Consider the following 23,690-nt stretch of genomic DNA (forward strand, 5'->3'; position numbering starts at 1 on the left):
CGCCGGGCGCAAGGCCGGCTGGGGCCTGCTGCTGATCGTGATCATCCTCGGCGGCATCTACTCGGGCATGTTCACGCCGACCGAGGCCGCTGCGGTGGCGGCGGTGTACGCGGCCTTCGTGGCGATCTTCATCTACAAGGACATGACCCTGCGCGAATGCCCGAAGGTGTTCGTCGAGGCCGGCAAGCTGAGCGTGGTGCTGATGTTCATCATCGCCAACGCCATGCTCTTCGCCCACGTGCTGACCACCGAGCAGATCCCCCAGTCGATCACCGCCTGGGTGGTGGAGCAGGGCTTTTCGCCCATCGAGTTCCTGCTGGTGGTGAACATCGTGCTGCTGATCGCCGGAACCTTCATGGAGCCGTCGGCGATCATCCTGATCCTGGCGCCGATCCTCTTCCCGATCGCCATGCAACTGGGCATCGACCCGATCCACCTGGGCATCATCATGGTGGTGAACATGGAGATCGGCCTGATCACCCCGCCCACGGGCCTGAACCTGTTCGTCACCTCGGCGGTCACCGGCATGCCGCTGACCCGCGTGGTGCGCGCGGTCTCGCCGTGGCTGCTGGTGATGCTGGCGTTCCTGATCCTGGTGACCTATGTGCCGTTCGTGTCGCTGGCGCTGCCGAACTGGCTGGGCATGTCGTAGTGCCTCGCGCTTCGACAGCGGCGATGACGGTAGATGTTGGCTTACCCGATACGTGCCGCGCCCGGGCCTTGAGCCCGGGCCACGGCTCTACCAGCGCTTGCCCCGACTGTTCAATTTCTTGTACAGCGTGGTGCGGGAAATGCCCAATTTCTGGGCCGTCGCTGACAGGTTACCGGCGTTGTCCTGCAAGGCCTGCTCCACGATACTCAACACGGTGTGTTGCAAGGTGTTCGCCGGGCGCTGTGGCGCGTTCGACGCGTCGATGCCCAGGTGCTCCGGCATCACCCAGGCCTCCCCCGTCGCCCAGGCGGCCGCCAGGCGCAGCACCTGCTCCAGTTCGCGGACATTGCCCGGCCAGTCCCGTTCCAGCAAAACACTCAAGGTGTCCCCGTGCAGCGGGGGGCAGCCATAGCGTTGGGCCAGGCGCTCGATGAGCAGGCGCCGGTCGCTGCGTTCGCGCAGCGTGGGCAGGCATACTTGCAGGCCACTCAGGCGGTAATACAGGTCTTCACGAAAGGCCTTGGCCGCGATGGATTGGCGCAGGTCGCAGTGGGTTGCGCTGATGACCCGAATGTCCAGCGGCATGGGCGTGACCGCGCCGAGTCGGGTCAGTTGGCGCTCCTGAAGCACTCTGAGCAGACGGGTCTGCAAAGGCAGCGGCATGTCGCCGATCTCGTCGAGCAACACGGTTCCGCCGTTCGCCGCTTCGAGCAACCCCGGTGCCCCACCTTTGCGCGCGCCGGTGAACGTACCCTCCACGTAACCGAACAGCTCCGCTTCGATCAGGCTTTCCGGTATGGCCGAGCAGTTGATAGCAATGAACGGCGCCTGCTCGTCCCAATGTTTGTGCAGGGCGCGGGCGAAGACTTCCTTGCCGGTGCCTGTGTCGCCCTGAAGCAGAACCGGTACGCCTGCGACAAAGGCCTTGCAGGCTGCCGCGAAGCGCTTGTTCAGCGTGGCATCGCCGCCCAGTTCGGTAGCGCCGGCCGGCAGTGCCGCGGGGGCCTGCGTGGTGGCTGCTTCGAGCAATTGCACGTACAGCCGCGAGCCATCGTTGAGGGTCAGCAAATGGGGCGAGCGATGGCTGAACGGTGCGTCGCGGTTGTCGAACAGGCTGTCGAAACGGCTTGGGGCATTGCCTTGCAAGCCAAGAAGATTCTGCGCGGTGCGATTCGCGGCCCGGATGCGCCCCTGGGCGTCCACGGCCAGCAAGCCTTGCAACGGTGTGTCGAGTAACCGCAGGTCATGCTGCAGGCATACCACATGGCAATCGTCCAGGTCACGATACAGGCTATTTTCCGCAGCCATCGCGGCATAGGTGAGCTGTTCGAGCACCTGGGGCGCATGGCGCTCACCGATGCCGGTGAAATCCAGTGCACCGATCAATGTGCCGTCGGGTCGATGCAACGGCACGCTGACACAGAAGAACCGCTCGAACTCGCACAGGTAGTGCTGGCTACCCACCAGTACGATAGGCGTGTCCTCGGCCAGCACGCACAGCGGGGCGATGGTGCCGAAGCGTGCCTCGTGCACATGGCGGCCCGCCCGGAGCTGGCGCAGCGGGCTGTCCCGTTCCTGGCGGCTGTATACGATGATGCCTTTGGTGTTGGTGCAATACAGTGTCCAGGTGTGCCCGCCCAGGTGTTGCCATAGCCGGTCGATCTCCGGGGCGATGCAGGCCACCAGCCATTCGTCGCTGGCGTCCAGCCGCGCCAACTCCGGCTCCAGCTGCGCCAGGCAGGGCTGCCCCGGCATCAGCCCCGCCGCGCGCGCGCGTTGCCAGGATCGACTCACCGGATCCGGCAGCAACCCTTCGGGCAAGGGCTCACCTTCGATGAAGCGCTGACGGGCGAGCACCCGCTGTTGATGGTGGCGCAAAGCAGTGGCATCCATGGATACAGCCTCTTTTTGTTATTCGAGGTCGACCGCAAGGTTACTCCGCCATCAAAACAGCAACAAGGCACGCAGGTTGACCCCGAGCGCCTCCTGGAAGCCCCCTTCCACCTTCACATCGCGGGTCAGCTGGGCGCTCAGTTGCAGGGTACGCCCCAGCATCTGCTGGGCTTCCAGCCGGACTTGCTGCACCTCGGTCTTCTGCCCCAGGTAGCCGCCATCCAGGTATTGCTTGCCGCCGACACTGGCGCTGTAACCCAGGGCCACACGTTGCGAAGGGTTGAAGTCATGGCGCAGGTTGGCCTGCAACTGGTAGGTCGGGTCTTGCTTGAGGGTCTGGGAGCCATTGCCGGCATCGTCGTTGTCGCCGTACACCACGGCGTCGGCGTACCACTCCATGGCGAAGCGCCCGGCCAGGGGTTCGACCCAGCCCAGTTGCAGGTCGCCCTTGTAGCGGTTTTCGCCGATGTTCAGGCTGTCGTGTTCGTCGTAATGCCCCCAGGGCACGGTCAGCAAGGGTGTAATGCCGAAGTACCGCCCGCTGGCGCCGGCCTGCGGCTGGTTGACCAGCCACAACGTAGCGCCGAGGATCGGATCGCCCATACCGCTGGCGCTGCCCAGGGAATTACCCGCCACCCTGGCGTTGTAGACATGCCCGAACGGCAGGAGGATCTGCGGGTCGATGGTCATGCCGCCCACATCCATGAAGTGGATCAGGCGCACGATGCTGATATTGGATCTGAGGCTGGTGTCTCGGCGGCTGTCGGGGCCGCCCTCGGCATTGAAGCGGTCGGCCCGGCTGTATTGTTGATACCAGGCGGCGATGGTGGTGCCGGCCGGCAGCGCCGTGTAGTCGCCCACATTGACGTCGACGGCCGAGGCGGTGCCGGGCAGCAGGGCACAGGCCAGCAGCCTTGGGAGGTAGCGGGTAGAGAGGCTCACTGGGTTGTTTCCTGTTCTTGTTATGGGGTGGCGGAGCAGCTTGCCTGTTCCGCCCGAACGCACAACCGGTGAATCAACGAGCGATGCGGATGATCGGTTTCAGGGTGATGCCCTTTTCACTGTCTTCGGCCGCCCGGTTGATCTGCTCGAAGTCGTAGAACTTCACCAGCCTGTCGAAGGCGAATCGCCCTTGCAGATACAGCTCCACCAGTTCCGGAATGAACTTCTGCGGCACGCTGTCGCCCTCCACGATGCCGCGGATAGTCTTGCCGCCGAGCAGCAAGTCGTTCACGTCGAACTCCGCCGTGGCGCCCAACGCCGGCGCGCCCACCACGCCTAGACTACCTCGGCCGCCCAGGGCGTCTACCGCTTGGCGCAGCACAGCCGGATGACCGGTGGACTCCAGGGCGAATTTCACTCCGCCGCCGGTGATCTCGCGGATAGCCGCCACCGGGTCGCTGTCCTTGCTGTTGACCGCATGGGTGGCGCCCAGGGATTTCGCCAGCTCCAGGCGCGACGGCACCACGTCCACCGCGATGATGGTGGTGGCGCCGACCACCTGGGCCGCGAGCACCGCGCTCAAGCCCACGGCCCCTGCGCCAAAGGATGCAAAGCTGCTGCCCGGAGTGACCTTCAGGGAGTTGATCACCGCCCCGGCGCCGGTCTGGATACCGCAGCCCAAGGGGCCCAGCAGCTCCAGCGGGGCCTGGGTGGACACCTTCACCGTGTTGTTCTCGCGGCTCAGGGCGTAGGTGGCGAAGGACGATTGGGCGAAGAAATGGTCGTGCAGTGGTTCGCCCCGATGGTCTTCGATCGCGCAATTGCCATGGGGATCGGCGCCGCCGAAGTTACGCCCGAAAAACTCCTGGCAATAAGCGGCCTGGCCGCTGCCGCACGGCAGGCAGTGCCCGCAGTAACCGTAAGTCAGTACCACATGGTCGCCTTTGGCGAGGTTCTGCACCAGAGGGCCGACGGCTTCCACCACACCCGAGCCCTCGTGGCCGAGCACTGCCGGCAGCGGCACGGGGTAATACTGATCGCGCACGATCATATCGGTGTGGCACATGCCGGTGGCCACGATGCGCACCAACACTTCATCGCCCTGGGGGTGGCGAATGCGCGCGGGCTCCAGCACGAAAGGCGCGCCCTTGCTGCGGGTGACGGCGGCAGTGATGTCTACGAATGGGTGTTCAGCCATTATTGTTATCTCCGGCATTTACAGGGGATAGGCTGGGGCATCGCCTTTGACGGTGAGCCACTGCCATTGGGTGAATTCTTCGTGGTTGGCCGCGCCACCGATGCTGGTGCCGTTACCGGAAGCGCCCACGCCGCCGAACGGGTTGATCACCTCATCGTTCACTGTCTGGTCGTTGATGTGCAGCAGGCCCACGCGCAGTTGTTCGCCAAGCTTGAGCGCACGCCCGACGTTCTGCGACAGCACTGCGGCGGACAGGCCATACTCGGTGTCGTTGGCCAGGGCCACGGCTTGTTCGTCGGTGTCGAACGGCACCACCACGGCGACGGGGCCGAAGATCTCTTCGTTGAACGCAGGGTTCTGCGGCGTCACTCCGCTCAACACGGTGGCCTGGAAGAACAGCCCTTCATAGCTGCCGCCCGTTTCCACCCTGGCTCCGGCCTGCTGCGCGGCCTGAACCACGCGATAGGCATGATCGCGCTGCTGGGCGTTGATCAATGGCCCCAGGTGCACTTCGCCTTGCGCCGGGTCGCCCACGGTTAGGCTCCTGGCCTTGGCCACCAGGCGCTCGAGGAAGCGCTCATAAATGCCCCGCTGTACCAGCAGGCGTCCAGTGGACATGCAGATTTGTCCCTGGTGCAGATACACGCCCCAGGTGGCGTTGGCCAGGGCCAGGTCCAGGTCGGCATCGTCCAGTACGATCAGGGAGTTCTTGCCACCCAGTTCCAGGGACACTTTCTTCAAGTGGCGGCCCGCTGCCTCGCCCACCTTGCGACCTGCCCCGGTGGAGCCGGTGAACTGGATCATGGCGATGTTGGCGTCGCTGGTCAGGGCCGCGCCGGCATCGGCGCCGCCCGGCAACACGTGCAGCAGACCCTCTGGCAAACCGGCCAGTTCCAGCAGGCGGGCGATGACGAAACCGCCGCACACCGCGGTACGTGGGTCAGGCTTGAGCACCACGGCATTGCCCACAGCCAGGGCCGGGGCTACGGCGCGCATGGCTAGGTACAGCGGGAAGTTGAAGGGAGAAATCACCCCGATCACGCCCAGCGGGCGGCGCCGCGCCAGGCTCAGGCGCCCGGGTATGGAGGGCAGTACTTCGCCATGGCTGCGCGATGGTAGGCCTGCGCTTTCATGCAACGCCTTGAGGGTGATGGAGGTTTCGAAGGCCGCTTTGGCCTGGGTCGAGCCGCTTTCACGCACGATCCACCTCACGATCTCATCGAAATGAGCCTGGCCCAGACTCGCCGCGCGCCGGAACACGTCGGCGCGCGTGTCGTAGGGCAAGGCGAACCAGGCGCTTTGCGCAGCCTTGGCTTGTGCAGCGGAACGAGCAACCTGCTCGGCGCCGATATTGCCGACATTGCCCAGGGATTCACCGGTCGCCGGCTCCAGCACAGGGCTGGCCTGGTCGGCTTTCTGCCAATGGCCGGTAAAGAAAGATTGGTTCCACAGCGAGGCAGGTAGCAAAGCGTCACTCATTGGGTCGTCCTTTTCTTGGTGTGTGGGCGCCCGTCGTGCGCCCTGGCGATTGAAATCACCGTTGCATCCGCCGTGCCAGCCCGTCGCAATCGCGCAAGGCCGCGAGCCAGGGGGCTTGACGCATACTGGGCAAAGATCAGGCTGTTCAGTTTCTGGACGCTCGCCCATTGCCAGCGTCCAGAACCTGAACGGAGAGGGGAGCGCGGTGGCGTAACGGTGGCCTATGCTCGGCAAGGTCGGGCAGCGCCGGTCGAAGCCGTGCTGCGCGGGTTTTGCCAGTAAGTTGGGCCGAGCGCCGAGCAATCGAACTACCTGGTTCGCTTCTCAGCGAATTGAACAGGGTGGGGCAAACCCGCCCGTGCAGCTGGCAATCGCTGGTGCTGCCCAACTGGCCGAGCATGGCTTGAGAAACGATCGTTTATCCGTAGTGCCGACCCATCGGCAATCGATGGGGTGCGCCTGCGCGGCCCGAACCATCCTAGCTGCCGATCGTCGCTCATGCGCCTCCTGCGCAAGAGCGGTGGCGCCGGGCTTTGCGGCCCCGTGCCGGTTTTTTCACGCCTTCAGCTATGCGGCGGAGGGCTTTCCAGGGTCTTGAACAGGGCCTCGGCCGGCATCGGCCTGGCGTACAGGTAACCCTGCAGGACCTGTATGCCGCGCTGGATCAGGTAATCGCTCTGCTCGGCCGTTTCGACGCCCTCGGCGACCAGATCGAGTTGCAGGCGCACGGCCAGATCAAGGATGTTGTCGAGAATGTGCCGTGACAGCGCGTCGGAGCCGATCATCGAGACGAAACCGCGGTCGATCTTCAGGCAGTCGACGCGAAACTCGCGCAAGTAGGCCAGGCTGGAATGACCGGTGCCGAAATCGTCGATGGCGATGCGCACGCTCAGTTCACGCAGCTCGGCGAACAGCCGTTCGGTCACCGCCGTGGAGGTGATCATCTGGCGCTCGGTGAGCTCCAGTACCAGGTTGATGGCCCCGGCGGGGAACGCGGCCAGGAAGTCGCGGCATTCCTGCAGCAGTTGCAGGTTCTGGCAGTGCGCGGCGGTGATATTGATGCCGATATGAAAGCCTGCCGGCAGTTCCTGCGCCCGGCTCGCGAAGTCCTCGCGAACCTGGTTCATCAACGCACGGGTCATGGGCACGATCAGCCCCAGCCGTTCGGCCAGGGGCACGAACTGGCCTGGAGGCACCAGCCCTTCGCTGGGGTGCTGCCAGCGCATCAGCACCTCGACGCCCTCCCAGCAACCGCTGTCGGCATTCACCAGCGGCTGGTAGTAGGGAATGAATTCCCTGGCCGCCAGTGCACGCTGCAGCTCGCTGCTGGGCGAGGCCGAGCGCAGGCTGAAACGGTAGGTGGCGGCGCCGGCCAGCGCGCCTAGCACCAGGAACAGCAAGAACTGAGGCAGATAGTGCGTGCGCATGTACTGCAGCGCCGCGCCGCTCGGGTAGCTGGCCAGTATCGTGAAGGGATAGCGTGGCGACGGTGCGCTGGAGGGGTAGTCGGTGTAGTGCGCCAGTGCAGACTTGCTGACGACGCCATCGGCCGTCATCCAGTTGCTGCCTACCGCCAGTTGCAGAGGCACATCCTGGCCGTAGACCTGCAAGAGGCTGCTCAGGTGCTGGCCATCGATGCCGATCAGCACGCCATCGTTGGCAGTGCTCTGCCGGTAGACCAGCAAGGCACGTTCAGGCGTGACCGGGTTGCCGGCCATCAGCCGCAGCCGGCCGTCGCTGTAGGTGGCCGGTTGTTCGGCGCTGTCGTACGCGCCCATCAGCGAGGTGCAATAGATGATGCCGTCATGCACCAGATTGAGCGAGCGGGCGAAAGGGCTGACCATGACCTGGTGGCGCAGCTGCGGCTCCACTTCCGTGCAGGGGCGGCCCGACAGCCCGATCACCGCGTCGGCGGTCTGCGCGGCGCTGTCGAGCATGAACTCCAGCTGCCCCTGGGCATCGAGCATGCCCTTTTCGGCACGCGTCGTCAGCAGCGTCGCCGACTGCCAGTACATCAGCGGGATACCGAGCAGCAGCGGCAGCATCGCCACCCCCAGTGAGCAGCTCAGGCGCCGCGCGCGTCCGCGCGAGCGGAGGGTGGAAAAGGGCATGTCGATCCTTGCTCCGGGTAGCTTTAACGAGCTTAGCGAACCTGGCACCGCGGGCGTGTTCGCTGCATCTCGAGTCATTCGCAGGGGGCGTCAGCCACGCATGCGCTCGGTCATCCGCCTGGCGGGGTTGCGCGACCAGGGCCTGGGAACGGTAAGACCATGGTCGAATGGTTGTAGGCAGGGGGGATGGTTACAAATGTACTCATAGAAGAACAACATCTAGAAGAACAACATCAATAACCGAGGTGATTCAATGAGTGCTGCGTCCCTGTATCCCGTGAGCCCCGAGGTGGCGGCCAATACGCTGACCGATGAAGCCACCTACAAAGCCATGTACCAGCAGTCGGTGATCAACCCGGACGGTTTCTGGCGCGAACAGGCCCAGCGCCTCGACTGGATCAAGCCTTTCACCAAGGTCAAGCAGACCTCCTTCGACGACCACCACGTCGATATCAAGTGGTTCGCCGATGGCACCCTCAACGTGTCCTACAACTGCCTGGATCGCCACCTGGCGGAGCGCGGCGACCAGATCGCGATCATCTGGGAAGGTGATGACCCGTCCGAGCACAAGGAAATCACCTACCGGCAACTGCACGAGCAGGTCTGCAAGTTCGCCAACGCCCTGCGTGGCCAGGACGTGCACCGCGGCGACGTGGTCACCATCTATATGCCGATGATCCCGGAGGCCGTGGTGGCCATGCTGGCCTGCGCCCGGATCGGCGCGATCCACTCCGTGGTGTTCGGCGGCTTCTCGCCGGAAGCCCTGGCCGGACGCATCATCGACTGCGCCTCCAAGGTGGTGATCACCGCTGACGAAGGCCTGCGCGGCGGCAAGAAGGTTCCGCTCAAAGCCAACGTCGACGATGCCCTGACCAACCCCGAGACACGCAGCATCCAGAAGGTCATCGTGGTCAAGCGCACGGGATCCGAGATCAAGTGGAACCAGCACCGTGATATCTGGTTCGAGGACCTGATGAGGGTCGCCGGCAGCGTCTGCGCACCGAAGGAAATGGGCGCCGAGGAAGCGCTGTTCATCCTCTACACCTCCGGCTCCACCGGCAAACCCAAGGGCGTGCTGCACACCACCGGCGGTTACCTGCTGTACGCCGCGCTGACCCATGAGCGGGTGTTCGACTACAAGCCGGGCGAAATCTACTGGTGCACCGCCGACGTCGGCTGGGTCACCGGCCACAGCTACATCGTCTATGGCCCACTGGCCAACGGCGCCACCACCCTGCTGTTCGAGGGCATCCCCAACTACCCGGACGTCACCCGGGTGGCCAAGATCATCGACAAGCACAAGGTCAATATCCTCTACACCGCGCCCACCGCGATCCGCGCCATGATGGCCCAGGGCAAGGCCGCGGTGGAGGGTGCCGACGGCTCCAGCCTGCGTCTGCTCGGCTCGGTGGGCGAACCGATCAACCCCGAGGCCTGGAACTGGTACTACGAGAACGTTGGCCAGTCGCGCTGCCCGATCGTCGACACCTGGTGGCAGACCGAGACCGGTGGTTTCATGATCACCCCGCTGCCGGGCGCCACGGCACTCAAACCGGGGTCGGCGACCCGCCCGTTCTTCGGCGTGGTGCCGGCGCTGGTGGACAACCTGGGCAACCTGATCGAGGGCGCCGCCGAAGGCAACCTGGTGATTCTCGATTCCTGGCCAGGCCAGTCACGCAGCCTGTACGGCGACCATGATCGTTTCGTCGACACCTACTTCAAGACGTTCAAGGGCATGTACTTCACCGGCGACGGCGCGCGCCGCGACGAAGACGGCTACTGGTGGATCACCGGGCGGGTGGACGACGTACTCAACGTGTCCGGTCACCGCATGGGCACTGCCGAGGTGGAAAGCGCCATGGTCGCCCACCCGAAAGTCGCCGAGGCCGCGGTGGTCGGTGTGCCGCACGACATCAAGGGGCAGGGGATCTACGTTTACGTGACCCTGAACCAGGGGCTGGAGCCGTCCGAGCAACTGCGCCAGGAACTCAAGGCCTGGGTACGCAAGGAGATTGGCCCGATTGCCACGCCGGACGTGATCCAGTGGGCGCCGGGGCTGCCGAAGACCCGTTCGGGCAAGATCATGCGCCGCATCCTGCGCAAGATCGCCACGGCCGAATACGATTCCCTTGGCGATATCTCCACCCTGGCCGATCCGGGCGTGGTGCAGCACCTGATCGACACCCACAAGTCGATGCAGGCCGCCTGCGCCTGATCCGCCCCTGGCTGACCAGCAACGCCCCACGCCGGCACTGCCGCGTGGGGCGTTCGCATGGCGTCGTGGATTGCCATCCGGCGCAGTGCCATGGGCGCTACCCATGTAACGCCAGGCATGCCCGCAAGGTGGTCAGCGGGAAATCCCATCGTGTCTATTTCGCATCTGTCAAGATGCCCGTGTCGGCTGCCTCTTCGATCTGTAATTAGTTGTCGCATCCGGGAAATATCGGCTGCCGCGCTATCGCTAGAATGCCGCACTTCCGTGCGCCCGCCGCAGCCCTGCGCTACGCTGGCCACGTCCCCCTCTGCATGGCTCGGGCAACCCGCCCCGCGCCAGCGAAATCCCATGCATGTCAGGAGTTTTTCCTCATGAAAAAGATCGCACTGCTCGGCGCGTTGGCACTATCCCTGCTCTCGCCGCTGACCATGGCCCAGGAGGCCAAGGCGCTGCGCATCGGTATCGAAGCGGCTTACCCGCCGTTCGCCTACAAGACTCCCGACGGCAATATCACCGGCTTCGACTACGACATCGGTGTCGCCTTGTGTAAAGAAATGCAGGTCGAGTGCAAGTGGATCGAGCAGGAGTTCGATGGCCTGATCCCGGCCCTCAAGGTCCGCAAGTTCGACGCCGTGCTGTCGTCGATGTCGATCACCGAAGAGCGCAAGCGCGCCGTGGCCTTCACCGGCAAGTACTACGCCACGCCCGCCAAGCTGGCGATGAAGAGCGGCGCGGTGATGAACGACGTGGCCAGCGACCTCAAGGGCAAGAAGATCGGCGTGCAGCGCTCGTCCGTGTACGACCGCTACGCCACCGACGTCTTCGCGCCTGCCGGTGCCGAGATCGTGCGCTACAGTTCGCAGAACGAAGTGTTCCTCGACCTCAGCGCCGGTCGCCTGGATGGCACCATCGCCGACTCGGTGAACATCGAAGACGGCTTCCTCAAGACCGATGCCGGCAAGGGCTTCGCCTTCGTCGGCCCGGACTTCACCGAGCAGAAATACTTCGGCGAAGGCCAGGGCATCGCCGTACGCAAGGGTGACAAGGCGCTGGCCGAGAAGATCAGCGCCGCGATCCTGGCGATCCGTGCCAATGGCACGTACAAGGCCGTTCAGGACAAGTACTTCAGTTTCGACGTCTACGGCAAGTAAGACCTCGATCTGCTGCGCGTCGGCCATGCGGCGTTGAAACACGCTCGCACGGTCGTAGTTCGCAAGATCGTGGCTTCTTGTCGAAGGGTGGCACACGCCGACTGTTCTTGGCGTGTGCCCCTTTTGCGTTGCATTTCCGGCGCCCGATGGCGCACCCATGAGGTAAGCGGATGCTCAACGGCTACGGCTCGTCCATTCTCGAGGGCGCCTGGCTCACCCTGATTCTGGCCCTGACCTCGATGGCGGTGGCCATCGTGCTCGGCCTGATCGGTGCCGCGTGTCGGCTGTCGCCGTTGCGCTGGCTGGCGGTGCTCGGTGAGACCTACTCGACGGTGATCCGCGGGATTCCCGATCTGGTGCTGATCCTGCTGATCTTCTATGGCGGCCAGGACCTGGTGAACCGCGTGATGCCGATGCTCGGCTATGACCAGTACATCGATATCAACCCCTTCGTCGCCGGTGTGTTCACCATGGGTTTCATCTTCGGGGCCTACCTGTCGGAGACCTTTCGTGGCGCGTTCATGGCCATTCCCCGGGGGCAGGCGGAGGCGGGCGCTGCCTATGGCATGAGCGGCCTGCAGGTGTTCCTGCGCATTCTGGTGCCGCAGATGATCCGTTTCGCGATTCCCGGCTTCACCAACAACTGGCTGGTGCTCACCAAGGCCACCGCGCTGATCTCGGTGGTCGGCCTGCAGGACATGATGTTCAAGGCCAAGAGCGCCGCCGATGCCACCCGCGAGCCCTTCACCTTCTACCTGGCGGTGGCCGGCCTGTACCTGCTGATCACCAGTGTCTCCCTGCTGGCCCTGCGTTATCTGGAAAAGCGCTACTCGGTCGGCATCAAGGCTGCCGAGCTGTGAGGAGCGCAGGATGATCTTCGATTACACCGTCATCTGGGACAGCCTGCCGCTGTATCTCGGCGGCGTGCTGGTGACCCTCAAGCTGCTGGCCATCGCGCTGTTCTTCGGCCTGCTGGTCGCCGTGCCCCTGGCGCTGATGCGCACCTCGCGTTCGCCGCTGGTCAATGGCCCGGCCTGGCTGTACACCTACGTGGTCCGTGGTACGCCGATGCTGGTGCAGCTGTTTCTGGTCTACTACGGTCTGGCCCAGTTCGAGGCGGTGCGCGACAGCGTGCTCTGGCCGTACCTGTCCAATGCCACTTTCTGTGCCTGCCTGGCGTTTGCCATCAACACCAGTGCCTACAGCGCCGAGATCCTCGCCGGCAGCCTCAAGGCCACGCCCCACGGCGAGATCGAGGCGGCCAGGGCGATGGGCATGTCGCGGGTCAAGCTGTACCGTCGCATCCTTTTGCCCTCGGCGCTGCGCCGCGCGCTGCCGCAGTACAGCAACGAAGTGATCATGATGCTGCACACCACCAGCCTGGCGTCCATCGTCACCCTGATCGACATCACCGGCGCGGCGCGTACGGTCAATGCGCAGTATTACCTGCCGTTCGAGGCCTTCATCACCGCTGGCCTGTTCTACCTGTGCCTGACCTTCATCCTGGTGCGCCTGTTCAAGCTGGCCGAGCGCCGCTGGCTGGCTTACCTGGCACCGCGGCGCAACTGAGCCGCGCGGCATGACATCGGATTCAAGAGAGTGGAAAGCATGTACAAGCTCGAGGTGAAGGATCTTCACAAGCGCTACGGCAGCCATGAAGTGCTCAAGGGCGTGTCGCTGGCTGCCAGGGCAGGCGACGTGATCAGCATCATTGGCTCCAGTGGCTCCGGCAAGAGCACCTTCCTGCGTTGCATCAACCTGCTCGAACAGCCCCACGGCGGGCAGATCCTGCTCAACGGCGAGGCCCTCAAACTGGTGCCCGGCAAGGATGGCGCCCTGCGTGCCGCCGACGACAGGCAATTGCAACGCTTGCGCTCGCGCCTGGCCATGGTGTTCCAGCATTTCAACCTGTGGGCGCACATGAACGTGCTGGAGAACGTCATGGAGGCACCGGTGCATGTGCTGGGCATGAGCAAGGCCGAGGCCCGCGACAAGGCCGAGCACTACCTGCACAAGGTCGGCGTGGCGCACCGCAAGGAGGCCTACCCGGCACACATGTCCGGTGGCGAACAGCAGCGCGTGGCGATTGCCCGGGCGCTGGCGATGGAGCCGGAAGTGATGCTGTTCGACGAGCCCACCTCGGCGCTGGACCCGGAACTGGTCGGCGATGTCCTGAGGGTGATGCGCGATCTGGCCGGCGAGGGGCGTACCATGGTGGTGGTCACCCATGAGATGGGCTTCGCCCGCGAAGTCTCCAACCAGTTGCTGTTCCTGCATCAGGGCCAGGTGGAAGAGCAGGGCGACCCGCGTGAGGTGCTGGCCAACCCGCGTTCTCAACGTCTGCAACAGTTCCTCAGCGGTAGTCTCAAGTAGTTGGCGCTATCATCCCTGCTCGTTCCCTTCCATTGTCCCCAGAGCCCGACCCGCCCATCATGACTGCTCACCGAATCGGCTTCCTGCTTTGGCCCTCCACCAGGCCCCTGACCCTGGCGCTGGCGGAGGAGGCCCTGAGCGTCGCTCAGCGCGTCCATCCGGAAGTGGTGTACGAGGTGTCGTTCTTGCAGGCCGAGGAGCCCGCCGAGGGCGCCTGGCGCTTGCCTGGCAGCCCCTGGGGATCCGGGCTGGAGGGCTACCGCAAGCTGTTTCTGCTCGCCGATGAGCCGCCGGCGAGTGTCGCCCCGGCGCTGGCCACCGCACTCAAGCAGGTGGCGCGCAGCGGCTGTTGCATCGGCGCGGTCGCCGCGGGGGTCTATCCACTGGCCCAGCTTGGCCTGCTGGATGGCTATCGGGCGGCCGTGCACTGGCGCTGGCAGGACGACTTCGCCGAACGCTTTCCCAAGGTGATCGCCACCAGCCACCTGTTCGACTGGGATCGTGATCGCCTCACCGCCTGCGGTGGCATGGCGGTGATGGACATGCTGCTGGCCCTGCTGGCCCGTGACCACGGCGCCGAGCTGGCCGGCGCAGTCTCCGAGGAACTGGTGGTCGAACGTATCCGCGAGGGAGGCGAGCGTCAGCGTATCCCGTTGCAGAACCGCCTCGGCTCCAGTCACCCCAAGCTCACCCAGGCCGTGCTGCTGATGGAGGCCAATATCGAGGAGCCGCTGACCACCGACGAGATTGCCCAGCACGTCTGCGTGTCGCGGCGGCAGCTGGAACGCATCTTCAAGCAGTACCTCAATCGTGTGCCCAGCCAGTATTACCTGGAGCTGCGCCTGAACAAGGCGCGGCAGCTGCTGATGCAGACCAGCAAGTCGATCATCCAGATCGGCCTGTCCTGCGGCTTTTCTTCGGGGCCGCATTTCTCCAGCGCCTATCGCAACTTCTTCGGTGCCACGCCGCGGGAGGATCGCAACCAACGGCGCAGCAACAACCCCTTCGAGCTGACCTCGGCCCCCGTCGAGCGCGGCTGAATAAGCCCGTATGGAGAGGTTCTCCGCTCCGCCCGGCCGTTCGTCAGGACGTCGATGATGGCAGGTGGCATGCCGCGTATCTGCTGGCGCAGCGGGTGGCCACGGCAGCAGGCCAGGCATGGTAGACTCCGTGGTACGCCGCAGCCCGCGGACGGCTGCGCACTGCCGCTTGCGTGGCAGCCATGAACAACTGGCTCGAAGGCCGGGAGATGGGCTCCATGAACACCACGCAGTTGGTCGATCCCTTCGGCCGGCGCATTACCTACCTGCGACTGTCGGTGACCGACCGCTGCGACTTCCGCTGCACCTACTGCATGAGCGAAGACATGGTCTTCGCGCCACGTGCGCAGATACTCACCCTGGAAGAGCTGTACAACGTAGCCGATGCATTCATCGGCCTGGGGGTCAAACGCATCCGTATCACTGGTGGCGAGCCGCTGGTCCGCAAGAATTTGCTGAGCCTGCTGCGCCGCCTTGGCGAGCGCGCGGAACTCGACGATCTGTCGATCACCACCAACGGCTCGCAGCTTTCGCACATGGCCAAGGACTTGCGTGCCGCTGGCGTCGACCGCCTGAACGTCAGCCTCGATTCCCTGCAGCGCGAGCGCTTCGCCGGCTTCACCCGCCGCGATATGCTCGATCAGGTGCTGGCCGGGATCGACGCCGCGCTGGCAGCGGGTTTCAAGCGCATCAAACTGAACAGCGTGGTGCAGACCGGGCGCAACGACGACGAAGTGCTCGACCTTGTCGAGTACGCCATGGCCCGCGGTCTGGACATCAGCTTCATCGAAGAGATGCCGTTGGGCAGTGTGGTCAGTCATCAGCGTGAGCAGACCTTCTGTTCCAGCGACGTGGTGCGCGAACGTATCGAGGCGCGCCACGCGCTGGTGCGCAGCAGCCATGTCACCGGCGGCCCTTCGCGCTACTGGCAGGTCGGCGGCAGCGACACCCGTATCGGTTTCATTTCCCCGCACAGCAACAATTTCTGCGGCGACTGCAACCGCGTGCGGGTCACGGCCGAGGGCAAGCTGGTGCTCTGCCTCGGGCACGACAACGCCCTTGACCTGCGCAGCCTGATGCGCGCCCATCCGGGTAACGACGAGCGGCTGCGCGACGCGCTGCTCGGCGCCTTGCAGCTCAAGCCCGAGCGTCATTATTTCGAGGCCGACGAGCAGGTGCAGGTCATTCGCTTCATGAGCATGACCGGCGGCTGAGGCGACAACCTGTCCAGACGAGTGGTTTGCGCCCAGGCGCCATGGGGCTTTGCCAACGGCCACCTGGCCACTGTGGTTCGAGCCCGCCAAAAATTGCCCTGAACCTCCTCGACGAGCGCTCACTCCACTTAAGGGAGAGGCCCATGCAGGGCCATTTTCTGAAGCGACGAGGAGATTCAAAGTGGATAACAAAGACGTTATTTCGGTACTCAACGACCTGATCGAAACCAGCAAAGATGGCGAGAAGGGCTTCAGCGAGTGTGCCGAGGACGTGAAAGAGCCGCGTCTCAAGAGCTTCTTCACCCAGCGTGCGCAAGATTGCGCAGGCGCTGCTGCCGAACTGCAGCAACTGGTGCGTGGCCTGGGCGGTGATCCGGAAACCAGTTCGAGCGTGGCCGGTGCCCTGCACCGTGGCTGGGTCGACCTGAAGGCGCTGCTCACCGGCAAGAGTGAAGAGGCCATTCTCAACGAGTGCGAGCGTGGCGAAGACGTGGCGCTGAAGAATTATCGCGAAGCGCTGCAGAAAGACCTGCCGGCCAACGTGCGTAGCGTTCTGGAAAAGCAACTGCAAGGTGTGCAGCGCAACCATGATCAGGTCAAGTCGCTGCGCGATACCGCACGCGCCAACTGATCTCGATCCGTTGAAAGAGGATGCCCCAGGGCATCCTTTTTTTGTGCCTGCAATTTCTTTCCGGCTGGGGTGATGGAGAGTGTTCAGCGACTCAGCAGCGCCGCGCCTCCTGCTGCGCCGAACAAGCCGGCACTGACCCGGTTGAACCACACCTGACCCTGGGCGCTGCGCAGGTAGCGTGCCGCTCCCCGCGCACTCAGGGCGTAAAACAGTTTGCAGGCCAGGTCGAGGGTCGCCCAGGTGATGATCAACACCAGCAACTGATCGAAGAACGGCTGCGATGCGCTGATGAACTGTGGCAGAAAGGCGGCGAAGAACAGGATGTCCTTCGGGTTGCTGGCGCCCAGGCCAAAGGCCTTCCAGAACATCCCGCCGGCGTAAGGCGCTGTGCTCACGCGGTCATCGCTTGGCGGCTGCGTCGCCTCGCGGGAGGCCCGCCAGCTGTGCCAGGCGAGGTAGAAAAGATACAGCGCGCCAAGGACTTTCAGCAGGCTGAATAGCTGCTCCGATGCCAGCAGCAGGGCGCCCAGCCCGAGCGCCGAGGCACTCAGCAGGCAGATGGACGCCAGCAAGCCGCCGATGATCGACGGCAGCGAACGACGCAGGCCGTGATTGAGGCTGTTGCTGACCATCAACAGTGACAGTGGGCCGGGAATGATGATCACCAGCAGGGCGGCGCCGCTGAACAGCAGCCAGGTTTGCAACGGCATTTTCGGTCTCGGCGAGTCAGGCCGGGTAGTGCGGCAGGTGCATGAAACGGTACCTCAGCCAGGGGACGTTCGACAGGTACAGCTGGCCGCACAATGAGGGCCAATGTGTTCATCGAGAATAGTTCCTAATGACGCTGGCGCGAGCCTTTGTTACGCTATTTTCCCGTTTTTCCCGCTGCTGGCGTTCGCCGCCTGCTCCATCGCGCAGTAAAAAGGTTTCTCCCTCCATGAATGTCTCCGCGCCTCTCGTCCGCCTCACGGCTGCCCTCTGCCTGTTGCTCAGCGCTGCCGCGCATGCCACCGACTATCCGCTCAGCGTGACCGACCTGGCTGGCCGCCAGGTGACCATCGAACACGAGCCCCGGCGCATCGTCCTGCAGGACGGCCGTGACCTGTTCAGCCTGGCGTTGCTCGACCGTGAAGACCCCTTCGAGCGCATCGCGGTGTGGAACAACATCATCAAGCGTTCCGATCCAAACACCTGGCAGGTGTTCCAGAAGCAGTGGCCGAAGAGTTCCGGGCAGGCCCTCGACATGCAGTTCGGTGACGACGGCGACATGAACCTGGAGGCCGTTGTCGCCGGCAAGCCTGACCTGCTGGTGTTCCAGCTGCGCGCACGCAAATCCCTGGAGGGCGCAGGCGTCGAACGCAAGCTCTCTGCGTTGAAGATTCCGGTGATCTACATCGACAGCGACCTGGATCCGGTCACCAACAGCCAGAAGAGCGTAGCCCTGCTCGGCAAGGTGCTCGACCGAGAAGCCCGCGCTACCGAGTACCTGGATTTCTACAAGGCACGGCTGGCGCTCGTCGACCGCCTGGTCACCGAGCAGGGCAAACGGCCGCTGGTATTCGTCGAAGCCAAGGCCGGGCAGGGCGGCGCCACCAGTTGCTGCTTCACCCATGGCGACGTGTACTGGGGCAAGCTGGTGCAGGCCGCTGGTGGCGACAACCTGGGTAGCCGTTTGCTGCCGGGCGCCACCGGTGACGTGACCCTGGAAACGGTGATCAGCAAGAAGCCCGAGGTCTACGTGATGAGCGGCACTCAGTTCCCGGGCAACACCTCGATTTCGCCACCGTTCGGCTTCGGTCCGACGGTGTCGCAGGCAGCTATCGACAAATCCATGGCTCAGTTGCTCAAACGCCCTGGCATGGCGCAGCTGCAGGCCACCCAGCAAAACCGCGTGTATGGCGTTTATCACCAGTTCTACGCCAGCAGCTGGAACATCCTGTCCGTGGAGTACCTGGCCCAGGCCTTCTATCCGCAGGCTGCCGAACGCCTCGACCCGGCGGCGAGCACCCGCACGTTGCTGGGCATGACCGGCCTTGGCGAGGTACCGGCGATCCTCTTCGGTCAGGCGCCTGCCAGTGAGTGATTCTACCTTGGGCGCGCTGCCCGCTGACGGTTACCAGCAGCGTTATGCCAAGGCAGTCTGGCAACGCAGCCTGCTGCTCGTTGGCCTGCTGCTGGTGGCGCTGATTGCCTTCATCGCCGATCTGGTGGTGGGCTCGGGCACGCTGAGTTTCGCCGATGCGGTGCAAGGCCTGTTCACCCCGGATCGAGTGGATGCCTCCACGCGGGTGATTCTCTGGGAACTGCGCATGCCGATGACGCTGATGGCGGTGCTGGCCGGTACCTGCCTGGCGCTGGCCGGGCTGATCATGCAGACGGTGCTCGACAACCCGCTGGCCGAACCCTTCACCCTGGGCATTTCTTCGGCAGCCGGATTCGGTGCAGCGCTGGCGCTGACCTTCAACCTGTCCCTGGCGCAGTGGCTGCCAGGCTTTGGTGCCGAGATGGTGGTGACGGCCAACGCCTTTCTGTTCTCGTTGCTCACCGTTGGCGTGATCCTGCTGCTGACCCGCGGGCAGATCGGCCTGCAGGCCATCACCCTGCTGGGGATCGCGGTGCATTTCGTGTTCAGCTCGCTGCTCGGCCTGGTGCAGTACGTTTCCAGCGTCGATCAGTTGCAGAGCATCGTGTTCTGGCTGATGGGCTCCTTGCTGCACGTGACCTGGAGCAAGGTCGCGCTGTGTGCCGCCATCGCGCTGGTGGCCGTGCCGCTGGTGCTGATGCAAGCCTGGGCACTGACCGCCTTGCGCAGCTTCGGCGAGCAGGCGGTGGTGTTCGGGATTCGCGTCAAGCGCGTGCGCACCCTGATGCTGGTGCTGGCGGCACTGCTGGCCGGTGCGGTGACCTCGGTGGTCGGCATCATCGGTTTCGTCGGCCTGGTCGCGCCCCATGTAGCGCGCCTGCTGGTTGGCGAGGATCAGCGCTTCACCATTGGCGTGACGCTTGCCTGCGGCATCATCTTCGTCACCCTGGCGTCCCTGGCGAGCAAGCTGATCGTGCCAGGTGCCGTGCTGCCCATCGGTATGGTCACCTCGCTGATCGGCCTGCCGTTTTTCATCATCCTGATCCTGCGTGACCGGAGGCTGACGTCCCGATGAGTTTTGTCAGTCAGGATTACCGTGTTTCCCTTGGCGGTCGGCCGATCATCCGCGACTTCGCGGTACGTGCCGAAGCGGGCCGTACCCTGGCCCTGCTCGGCGCCAACGGTGCGGGCAAGTCGACGTTCATGAAAGGCCTGTGCGGGCTACTGCGTGCCGAGGGCTCGGCGACCATCGACGGCACGCAACTGATCGGCCTGGAGCCGGCATTGCGGGCGCGGCTGATCGGTTACGTGGCCCAGGACCTGACCCACCTCGATGTACGCCTGTCGACCTACGAGCTGCTGCTCCTGGCTCAACACGGCGGCGCGCGCGGTTGGGCCACCCAGCGGGACAGCCAGCGACGGGCCAGTGAAGTACTCGAACTGCTGGGCCTGCAGCGTTTCGCCGAACAGCAGCCGGGGCAGTTGTCCGGTGGCGAGCGGCAGATGATCTCGCTGGCCCTGGCACTGGTGCGTAGCCCGCGCCTGCTGCTGCTCGACGAACCCACCTCGGCGCTGGACCTGGCCAACCAGTTGCACATGCTCGAGGCGGTGAGCGCCTACACCCGCCGCGAAGGCATCGTCACCCTGGCGATCTTCCACGACATGAACCTGGCCAGCCGCTACGCCGACGACGCGCTGATGATCCGCGACGGCCAGGTGCACGGCTGCGGCACCACCGAAGCGATGCTCATCCCGGCGCATCTGGCGGCGGTGTATGGCGTCGATTGCCGAACCCTGAGCGTGGACGACGGCGCCTTCACCGCCATCTACCCGGTCTCGGTGATCGGCGCCTAGCCCGGGACGCGCAGCGATACCCGGGATGCGATTCGAATGGCTGGAACGGCGCTTAGCGTTGTGGGAGCGGGCCATGCCCGCGAAATCGCGGGCATGGCCCGCTCCACAATGGGTCGTCGAATCGCAGGCTCGGTAGCGAGTGCCCCAGGCTACGATCGGCCATCGCGACGGTGCACGCTCTGTCCGGCGGCGAAGGTTTCCCTGATCACCCGGTCGTCACCCAGGGTGATCAGAGCGAACAGTCGATCGGCCAGGTCGTTGCTCTGCCGCAGGCGGTAATCGATCAGCGGCGTGGCCTGGTAATCGAACACCACGAAATCCGCCTCCTTGCCGGCGGCGAAGTTGCCGATGCGCTCATCCAGATACAACGCCTTCGCGCTGCCCAGTGTCGCCAGGTACAGCGACTTGAACGGATCCAGTTTCTGCCCCTGCAACTGCATGATCTTGTACGCCTCGCTGAGCGAGCGCAGCTGCGAGAAGCTGGTGCCGGCGCCGATGTCGGTGCCCAGGCCGACCCGTACCTTGTGCCGTTCCATGCGCTGCAGGTCGAACAGGCCGCTGCCGAGAAACAGGTTGGAGGTCGGGCAAAAGGCGACCGCCGAGCCGGTTTCCGCCAGGCGCTGGCATTGCGCATCGCAGAGATGCACCGCGTGGGCGAACACCGAGCGCGGGCCTGCCAACTGGTGCTGGTCGTAGACGTCCAGGTAGTTGCTGCTTTGCGCAAACAGCTCCTTGACCCACTCGATCTCCTGACGATTCTCCGAGAGGTGGGTGTGCAGGTACAGATCCGGGTACTCCTGCAGCAGGCGCCCGGCCATGGCCAGTTGTTCCGGCGTGCTGGTCGGCGCGAAGCGTGGCGTCACCGCATAGTGCAGGCGACCCTTGCCGTGCCAGCGCTCGATCAGTTCGCAGCTGTCGGCATAGCCGGATTCGACTGTATCGGTCAGCGCTTCGGGGGCGTTACGGTCCATCAGCACCTTGCCGGCGATCATGCGCAGGTTCAGCGCCTGTGCCGCTTCGAAGAGGGCATCCACCGATTGCTTGTGCACGCTGCCGAACACCAGCGCCGTGGTAGTGCCGTTGCGCAGCAGTTCCTTGAGGAACACATCCGCCACTTCACTGGCATGGGCCTTGTCGGCGAAGCGCATTTCCGTGGGAAAGGTGTAGGTGTTCAGCCAGTCCAGCAACTGCTCGCCGTAGGCGCCGATCATGCCGGTTTGCGGGTAGTGGATATGGGTATCGATAAAGCCGGGGGTGATCAGCGCGTTTTCATAATGGGTCAGCGCGATGCCCGGCAGGCGCGGCAACAGATCGGCCGCGTGGCCAACCTCGCGGATCTTGCCATCCTCCACCAGCAGAATGCCGTCCTCGAAATAGGCGTAGGACGCTTCGATACCGACTTCGGCCGGATCGGCCAGGCTGTGCAGAATGGCGCCGCGGTAGGCGTGGATGACGTTGGACATGGGGCCTCGATTGCAATCCGGTGGAACAGGGCTTGGCTCCGCGCAGGGAGAAGCCAGCAGGGGGCGAGCGCGTCGAGCGCAGGCGTTCGCCGAGGTGGAGAAGGGATTTTGCGGGACAACGCCCCTGCCGACAAGAAAGTCGCCCCAAGGGCCGTTCGGATCAGGACGCCGTGCGCGCGGGCAGATCGATCGGTTGTGACACCCGCTTGGCGGTGCCCAGTGTTTCCGCCAGGAACATCAGCAGCAGAGCCGCACAACCGGCGACCGCCGAGAGCACCAGAAACGCGCTGTCGTAGCCGCCGGCTTCGGCCACGTAGCCAGCCAGGCCATTGCTCAGCGCCGCACCGATGCCGAACACCAGTGTTACTGCAGACAGGCTGATGTTGAAGTGACCGCTGCCCTGGGTCAGATCGCGCACCATCAGCGGGATCAGCGCACCGAACAGCCCTGCACCGATGCCATCGAGCAGTTGTACCGAGACCAGCCAGACCGGGTCATCGCTAAGCGTGTACAGCACGCCGCGTATCGGCAGGATGAGAAAGCCGGCCATCAGCAGCGGCTTGCGCCCCCAGCTGTCGGCGCGGGCCCCGACCAGCATGGCCGCGGGGATCATCACCAATTGGGCCGCGACGATACAGGCCGAGATCAGCGTGGTCGCCAGTTCGGGATTGGCCAGCGCCAGCTTCTGACCGACCAGCGGCAGCATGGCGGCATTCGCCAGATGGAACAGGGCGCAGCACAGCGCCAGCAGAACCAGCGGTGGCTGGGTCAGCAGGTGGCGCAACGGGGTCAGCGCTCCACCGGTTTCCCGTCCGCGGGCCTGATCGGCGTCAATGGCCCGCGCGGGGATGCCGAGGGCCGAGATCATGCTCAGCACGGCCATGCCGGTCATCAGGTAGAACACCGCCACCGGGCCCCACAGGTAGGCGCAGATACCGGCCAGCAGCGCTGCCGTTGCATTGCCCGCGTGATTGAAGGATTCGTTGCGGGCGATCCGTCGGGTGAAAGCCTTGGGCCCGACGAGGCCCAGGGTGATACCGGCCAGCGCGGGAGCGAATACCGAGGACGCCATGCCAGCCGCCACCTGGCTGATCGTTACCCAGACGAATCCGCTACGCCAGAGCATGGCCAGGCAGGCCACCGTGACCAGCCCAGCAGCGACGACGATCAGCAGGCGTTTGTCGCCCACCCGGTCGACCAGGGCGCCAGCCGGTACCTGGGAGAGCAGGCCGGCGAGCCCGCCGAGCGCCATGACCAGACCGATATCGCCTGCCTGCCACTGATGCACCGACAGCAGATAGATCGCCAGGTAAGGTCCCAGGCCATCGCGGACATCGGCCAGGAAAAAATTCAGGCGATCCAGATGGGCTGCCCATGCGAGTGTCGGCATG

Annotated in this window: 20 protein-coding genes; 12 read left to right on the forward strand and 8 right to left on the reverse strand. The window is 64.5% G+C overall.

Features of this window, described 5'->3' with window-relative positions; genetic code table 11:
• On the forward strand, nt 1-652 hold a 652-nt coding region (locus BLR94_RS25950), incomplete at its 5' end, for a TRAP transporter large permease (RefSeq protein WP_139207514.1).
• Between the two features lie 87 nt (nt 653-739).
• Here BLR94_RS25950 and BLR94_RS25955 read toward each other — a convergent pair.
• The 5 genes from BLR94_RS25955 to BLR94_RS25975 all read right to left on the reverse strand — a co-directional run bounded on the left by BLR94_RS25955 (nt 740) and on the right by BLR94_RS25975 (nt 8,275).
• A complete protein-coding gene (locus BLR94_RS25955) occupies nt 740-2,545 on the reverse strand; it encodes a sigma-54-dependent Fis family transcriptional regulator (RefSeq protein ID WP_084308837.1) in 1,806 nt (601 codons plus the stop codon).
• 51 nt (nt 2,546-2,596) lie between these two features.
• Entirely contained in the window at nt 2,597-3,487 is an 891-nt protein-coding gene (locus BLR94_RS25960) for a transporter (RefSeq protein WP_244158267.1), read from the reverse strand.
• Between the two features lie 73 nt (nt 3,488-3,560).
• Nucleotides 3,561-4,685, reverse strand: a complete 1,125-nt coding sequence (locus tag BLR94_RS25965; RefSeq protein WP_090423774.1) for an NAD(P)-dependent alcohol dehydrogenase — start codon at nt 4,683-4,685, stop codon at nt 3,561-3,563.
• A gap of 18 nt (nt 4,686-4,703) precedes the next feature.
• Nucleotides 4,704-6,164 carry a benzaldehyde dehydrogenase gene (locus BLR94_RS25970; protein ID WP_084308835.1) on the reverse strand — a complete coding sequence of 487 codons (1,461 nt, stop codon included), beginning with the start codon at nt 6,162-6,164 and terminating at the stop codon, nt 4,704-4,706.
• Nucleotides 6,165-6,727: 563 nt separating this feature from the next.
• The gene (locus BLR94_RS25975) at nt 6,728-8,275 is read right to left on the reverse strand and encodes an EAL domain-containing protein (protein ID WP_084308834.1); all 1,548 of its coding nucleotides are present in this window, start codon (nt 8,273-8,275) and stop codon (nt 6,728-6,730) included.
• 253 nt (nt 8,276-8,528) lie between these two features.
• On the opposite strand from BLR94_RS25975, the gene acs reads away from it, so the two are divergent.
• The 8 genes from acs (at nt 8,529) to BLR94_RS26015 (ending at nt 16,899) form a co-directional block, all read left to right on the forward strand.
• Complete coding sequence (acs, locus tag BLR94_RS25980; protein WP_084308833.1) at nt 8,529-10,490, forward strand: acetate--CoA ligase; 1,962 nt, start codon at nt 8,529-8,531, stop codon at nt 10,488-10,490.
• Between the two features lie 371 nt (nt 10,491-10,861).
• The gene (locus BLR94_RS25985) at nt 10,862-11,641 is read left to right on the forward strand and encodes an ABC transporter substrate-binding protein (RefSeq protein WP_084308832.1); all 780 of its coding nucleotides are present in this window, start codon (nt 10,862-10,864) and stop codon (nt 11,639-11,641) included.
• 170 nt (nt 11,642-11,811) lie between these two features.
• Nucleotides 11,812-12,501 (forward strand): ABC transporter permease, encoded by a 690-nt coding sequence (locus tag BLR94_RS25990; protein ID WP_084308831.1) that lies wholly within the window; start codon nt 11,812-11,814, stop codon nt 12,499-12,501.
• 10 nt (nt 12,502-12,511) lie between these two features.
• A complete protein-coding gene (locus BLR94_RS25995; RefSeq protein ID WP_084308830.1) occupies nt 12,512-13,210 on the forward strand; it encodes an ABC transporter permease in 699 nt (232 codons plus the stop codon).
• Nucleotides 13,211-13,249: 39 nt separating this feature from the next.
• Nucleotides 13,250-14,014, forward strand: coding sequence for an ABC transporter ATP-binding protein (locus BLR94_RS26000; protein WP_084308829.1), 765 nt, complete (start codon nt 13,250-13,252; stop codon nt 14,012-14,014).
• A 59-nt stretch (nt 14,015-14,073) separates the two neighbouring features.
• Nucleotides 14,074-15,054, forward strand: coding sequence for a transcriptional regulator ArgR (argR, locus tag BLR94_RS26005; protein ID WP_084308828.1), 981 nt, complete (start codon nt 14,074-14,076; stop codon nt 15,052-15,054).
• A 218-nt stretch (nt 15,055-15,272) separates the two neighbouring features.
• Nucleotides 15,273-16,268, forward strand: coding sequence for a GTP 3',8-cyclase MoaA (moaA, locus tag BLR94_RS26010; RefSeq protein WP_084308838.1), 996 nt, complete (start codon nt 15,273-15,275; stop codon nt 16,266-16,268).
• A gap of 181 nt (nt 16,269-16,449) precedes the next feature.
• Nucleotides 16,450-16,899 (forward strand): PA2169 family four-helix-bundle protein, encoded by a 450-nt coding sequence (locus tag BLR94_RS26015; RefSeq protein ID WP_084308827.1) that lies wholly within the window; start codon nt 16,450-16,452, stop codon nt 16,897-16,899.
• 83 nt (nt 16,900-16,982) lie between these two features.
• Here the strand turns inward: BLR94_RS26015 and BLR94_RS26020 are convergent, their stop codons facing one another.
• Nucleotides 16,983-17,609, reverse strand: a complete 627-nt coding sequence (locus BLR94_RS26020; RefSeq protein WP_084308826.1) for a LysE family translocator — start codon at nt 17,607-17,609, stop codon at nt 16,983-16,985.
• A 227-nt stretch (nt 17,610-17,836) separates the two neighbouring features.
• Here BLR94_RS26020 and BLR94_RS26025 point away from each other — a divergent pair, with 227 nt between their 5' ends.
• From BLR94_RS26025 to BLR94_RS26035, 3 genes are read left to right on the forward strand one after another with little or no spacing between them, the layout of a single operon-like run.
• Entirely contained in the window at nt 17,837-18,982 is a 1,146-nt protein-coding gene (locus BLR94_RS26025; protein ID WP_084308825.1) for an ABC transporter substrate-binding protein, read from the forward strand.
• A complete protein-coding gene (locus BLR94_RS26030) occupies nt 18,975-20,057 on the forward strand; it encodes a FecCD family ABC transporter permease (protein ID WP_208601374.1) in 1,083 nt (360 codons plus the stop codon). Before BLR94_RS26025 ends, BLR94_RS26030 begins: the two co-directional genes overlap by 8 nt.
• Entirely contained in the window at nt 20,054-20,836 is a 783-nt protein-coding gene (locus tag BLR94_RS26035; RefSeq protein ID WP_084308823.1) for an ABC transporter ATP-binding protein, read from the forward strand. The genes BLR94_RS26030 and BLR94_RS26035 overlap by 4 nt, the downstream gene beginning before the upstream one ends.
• Before the next feature lie 149 nt (nt 20,837-20,985).
• Here the strand turns inward: BLR94_RS26035 and guaD are convergent, their stop codons facing one another.
• Both guaD and BLR94_RS26045 read right to left on the reverse strand, forming a co-directional pair.
• The gene (gene guaD, locus BLR94_RS26040) at nt 20,986-22,299 is read right to left on the reverse strand and encodes a guanine deaminase (RefSeq protein ID WP_084308822.1); all 1,314 of its coding nucleotides are present in this window, start codon (nt 22,297-22,299) and stop codon (nt 20,986-20,988) included.
• A gap of 160 nt (nt 22,300-22,459) precedes the next feature.
• Complete coding sequence (locus BLR94_RS26045) at nt 22,460-23,689, reverse strand: MFS transporter (RefSeq protein WP_084308821.1); 1,230 nt, start codon at nt 23,687-23,689, stop codon at nt 22,460-22,462.
• Between the last annotated feature and the right edge of the window lies 1 nt (nt 23,690).

This window comes from Phytopseudomonas flavescens (assembly GCF_900100535.1).
GTDB classification, from domain to species: domain Bacteria; phylum Pseudomonadota; class Gammaproteobacteria; order Pseudomonadales; family Pseudomonadaceae; genus Aquipseudomonas; species Aquipseudomonas flavescens.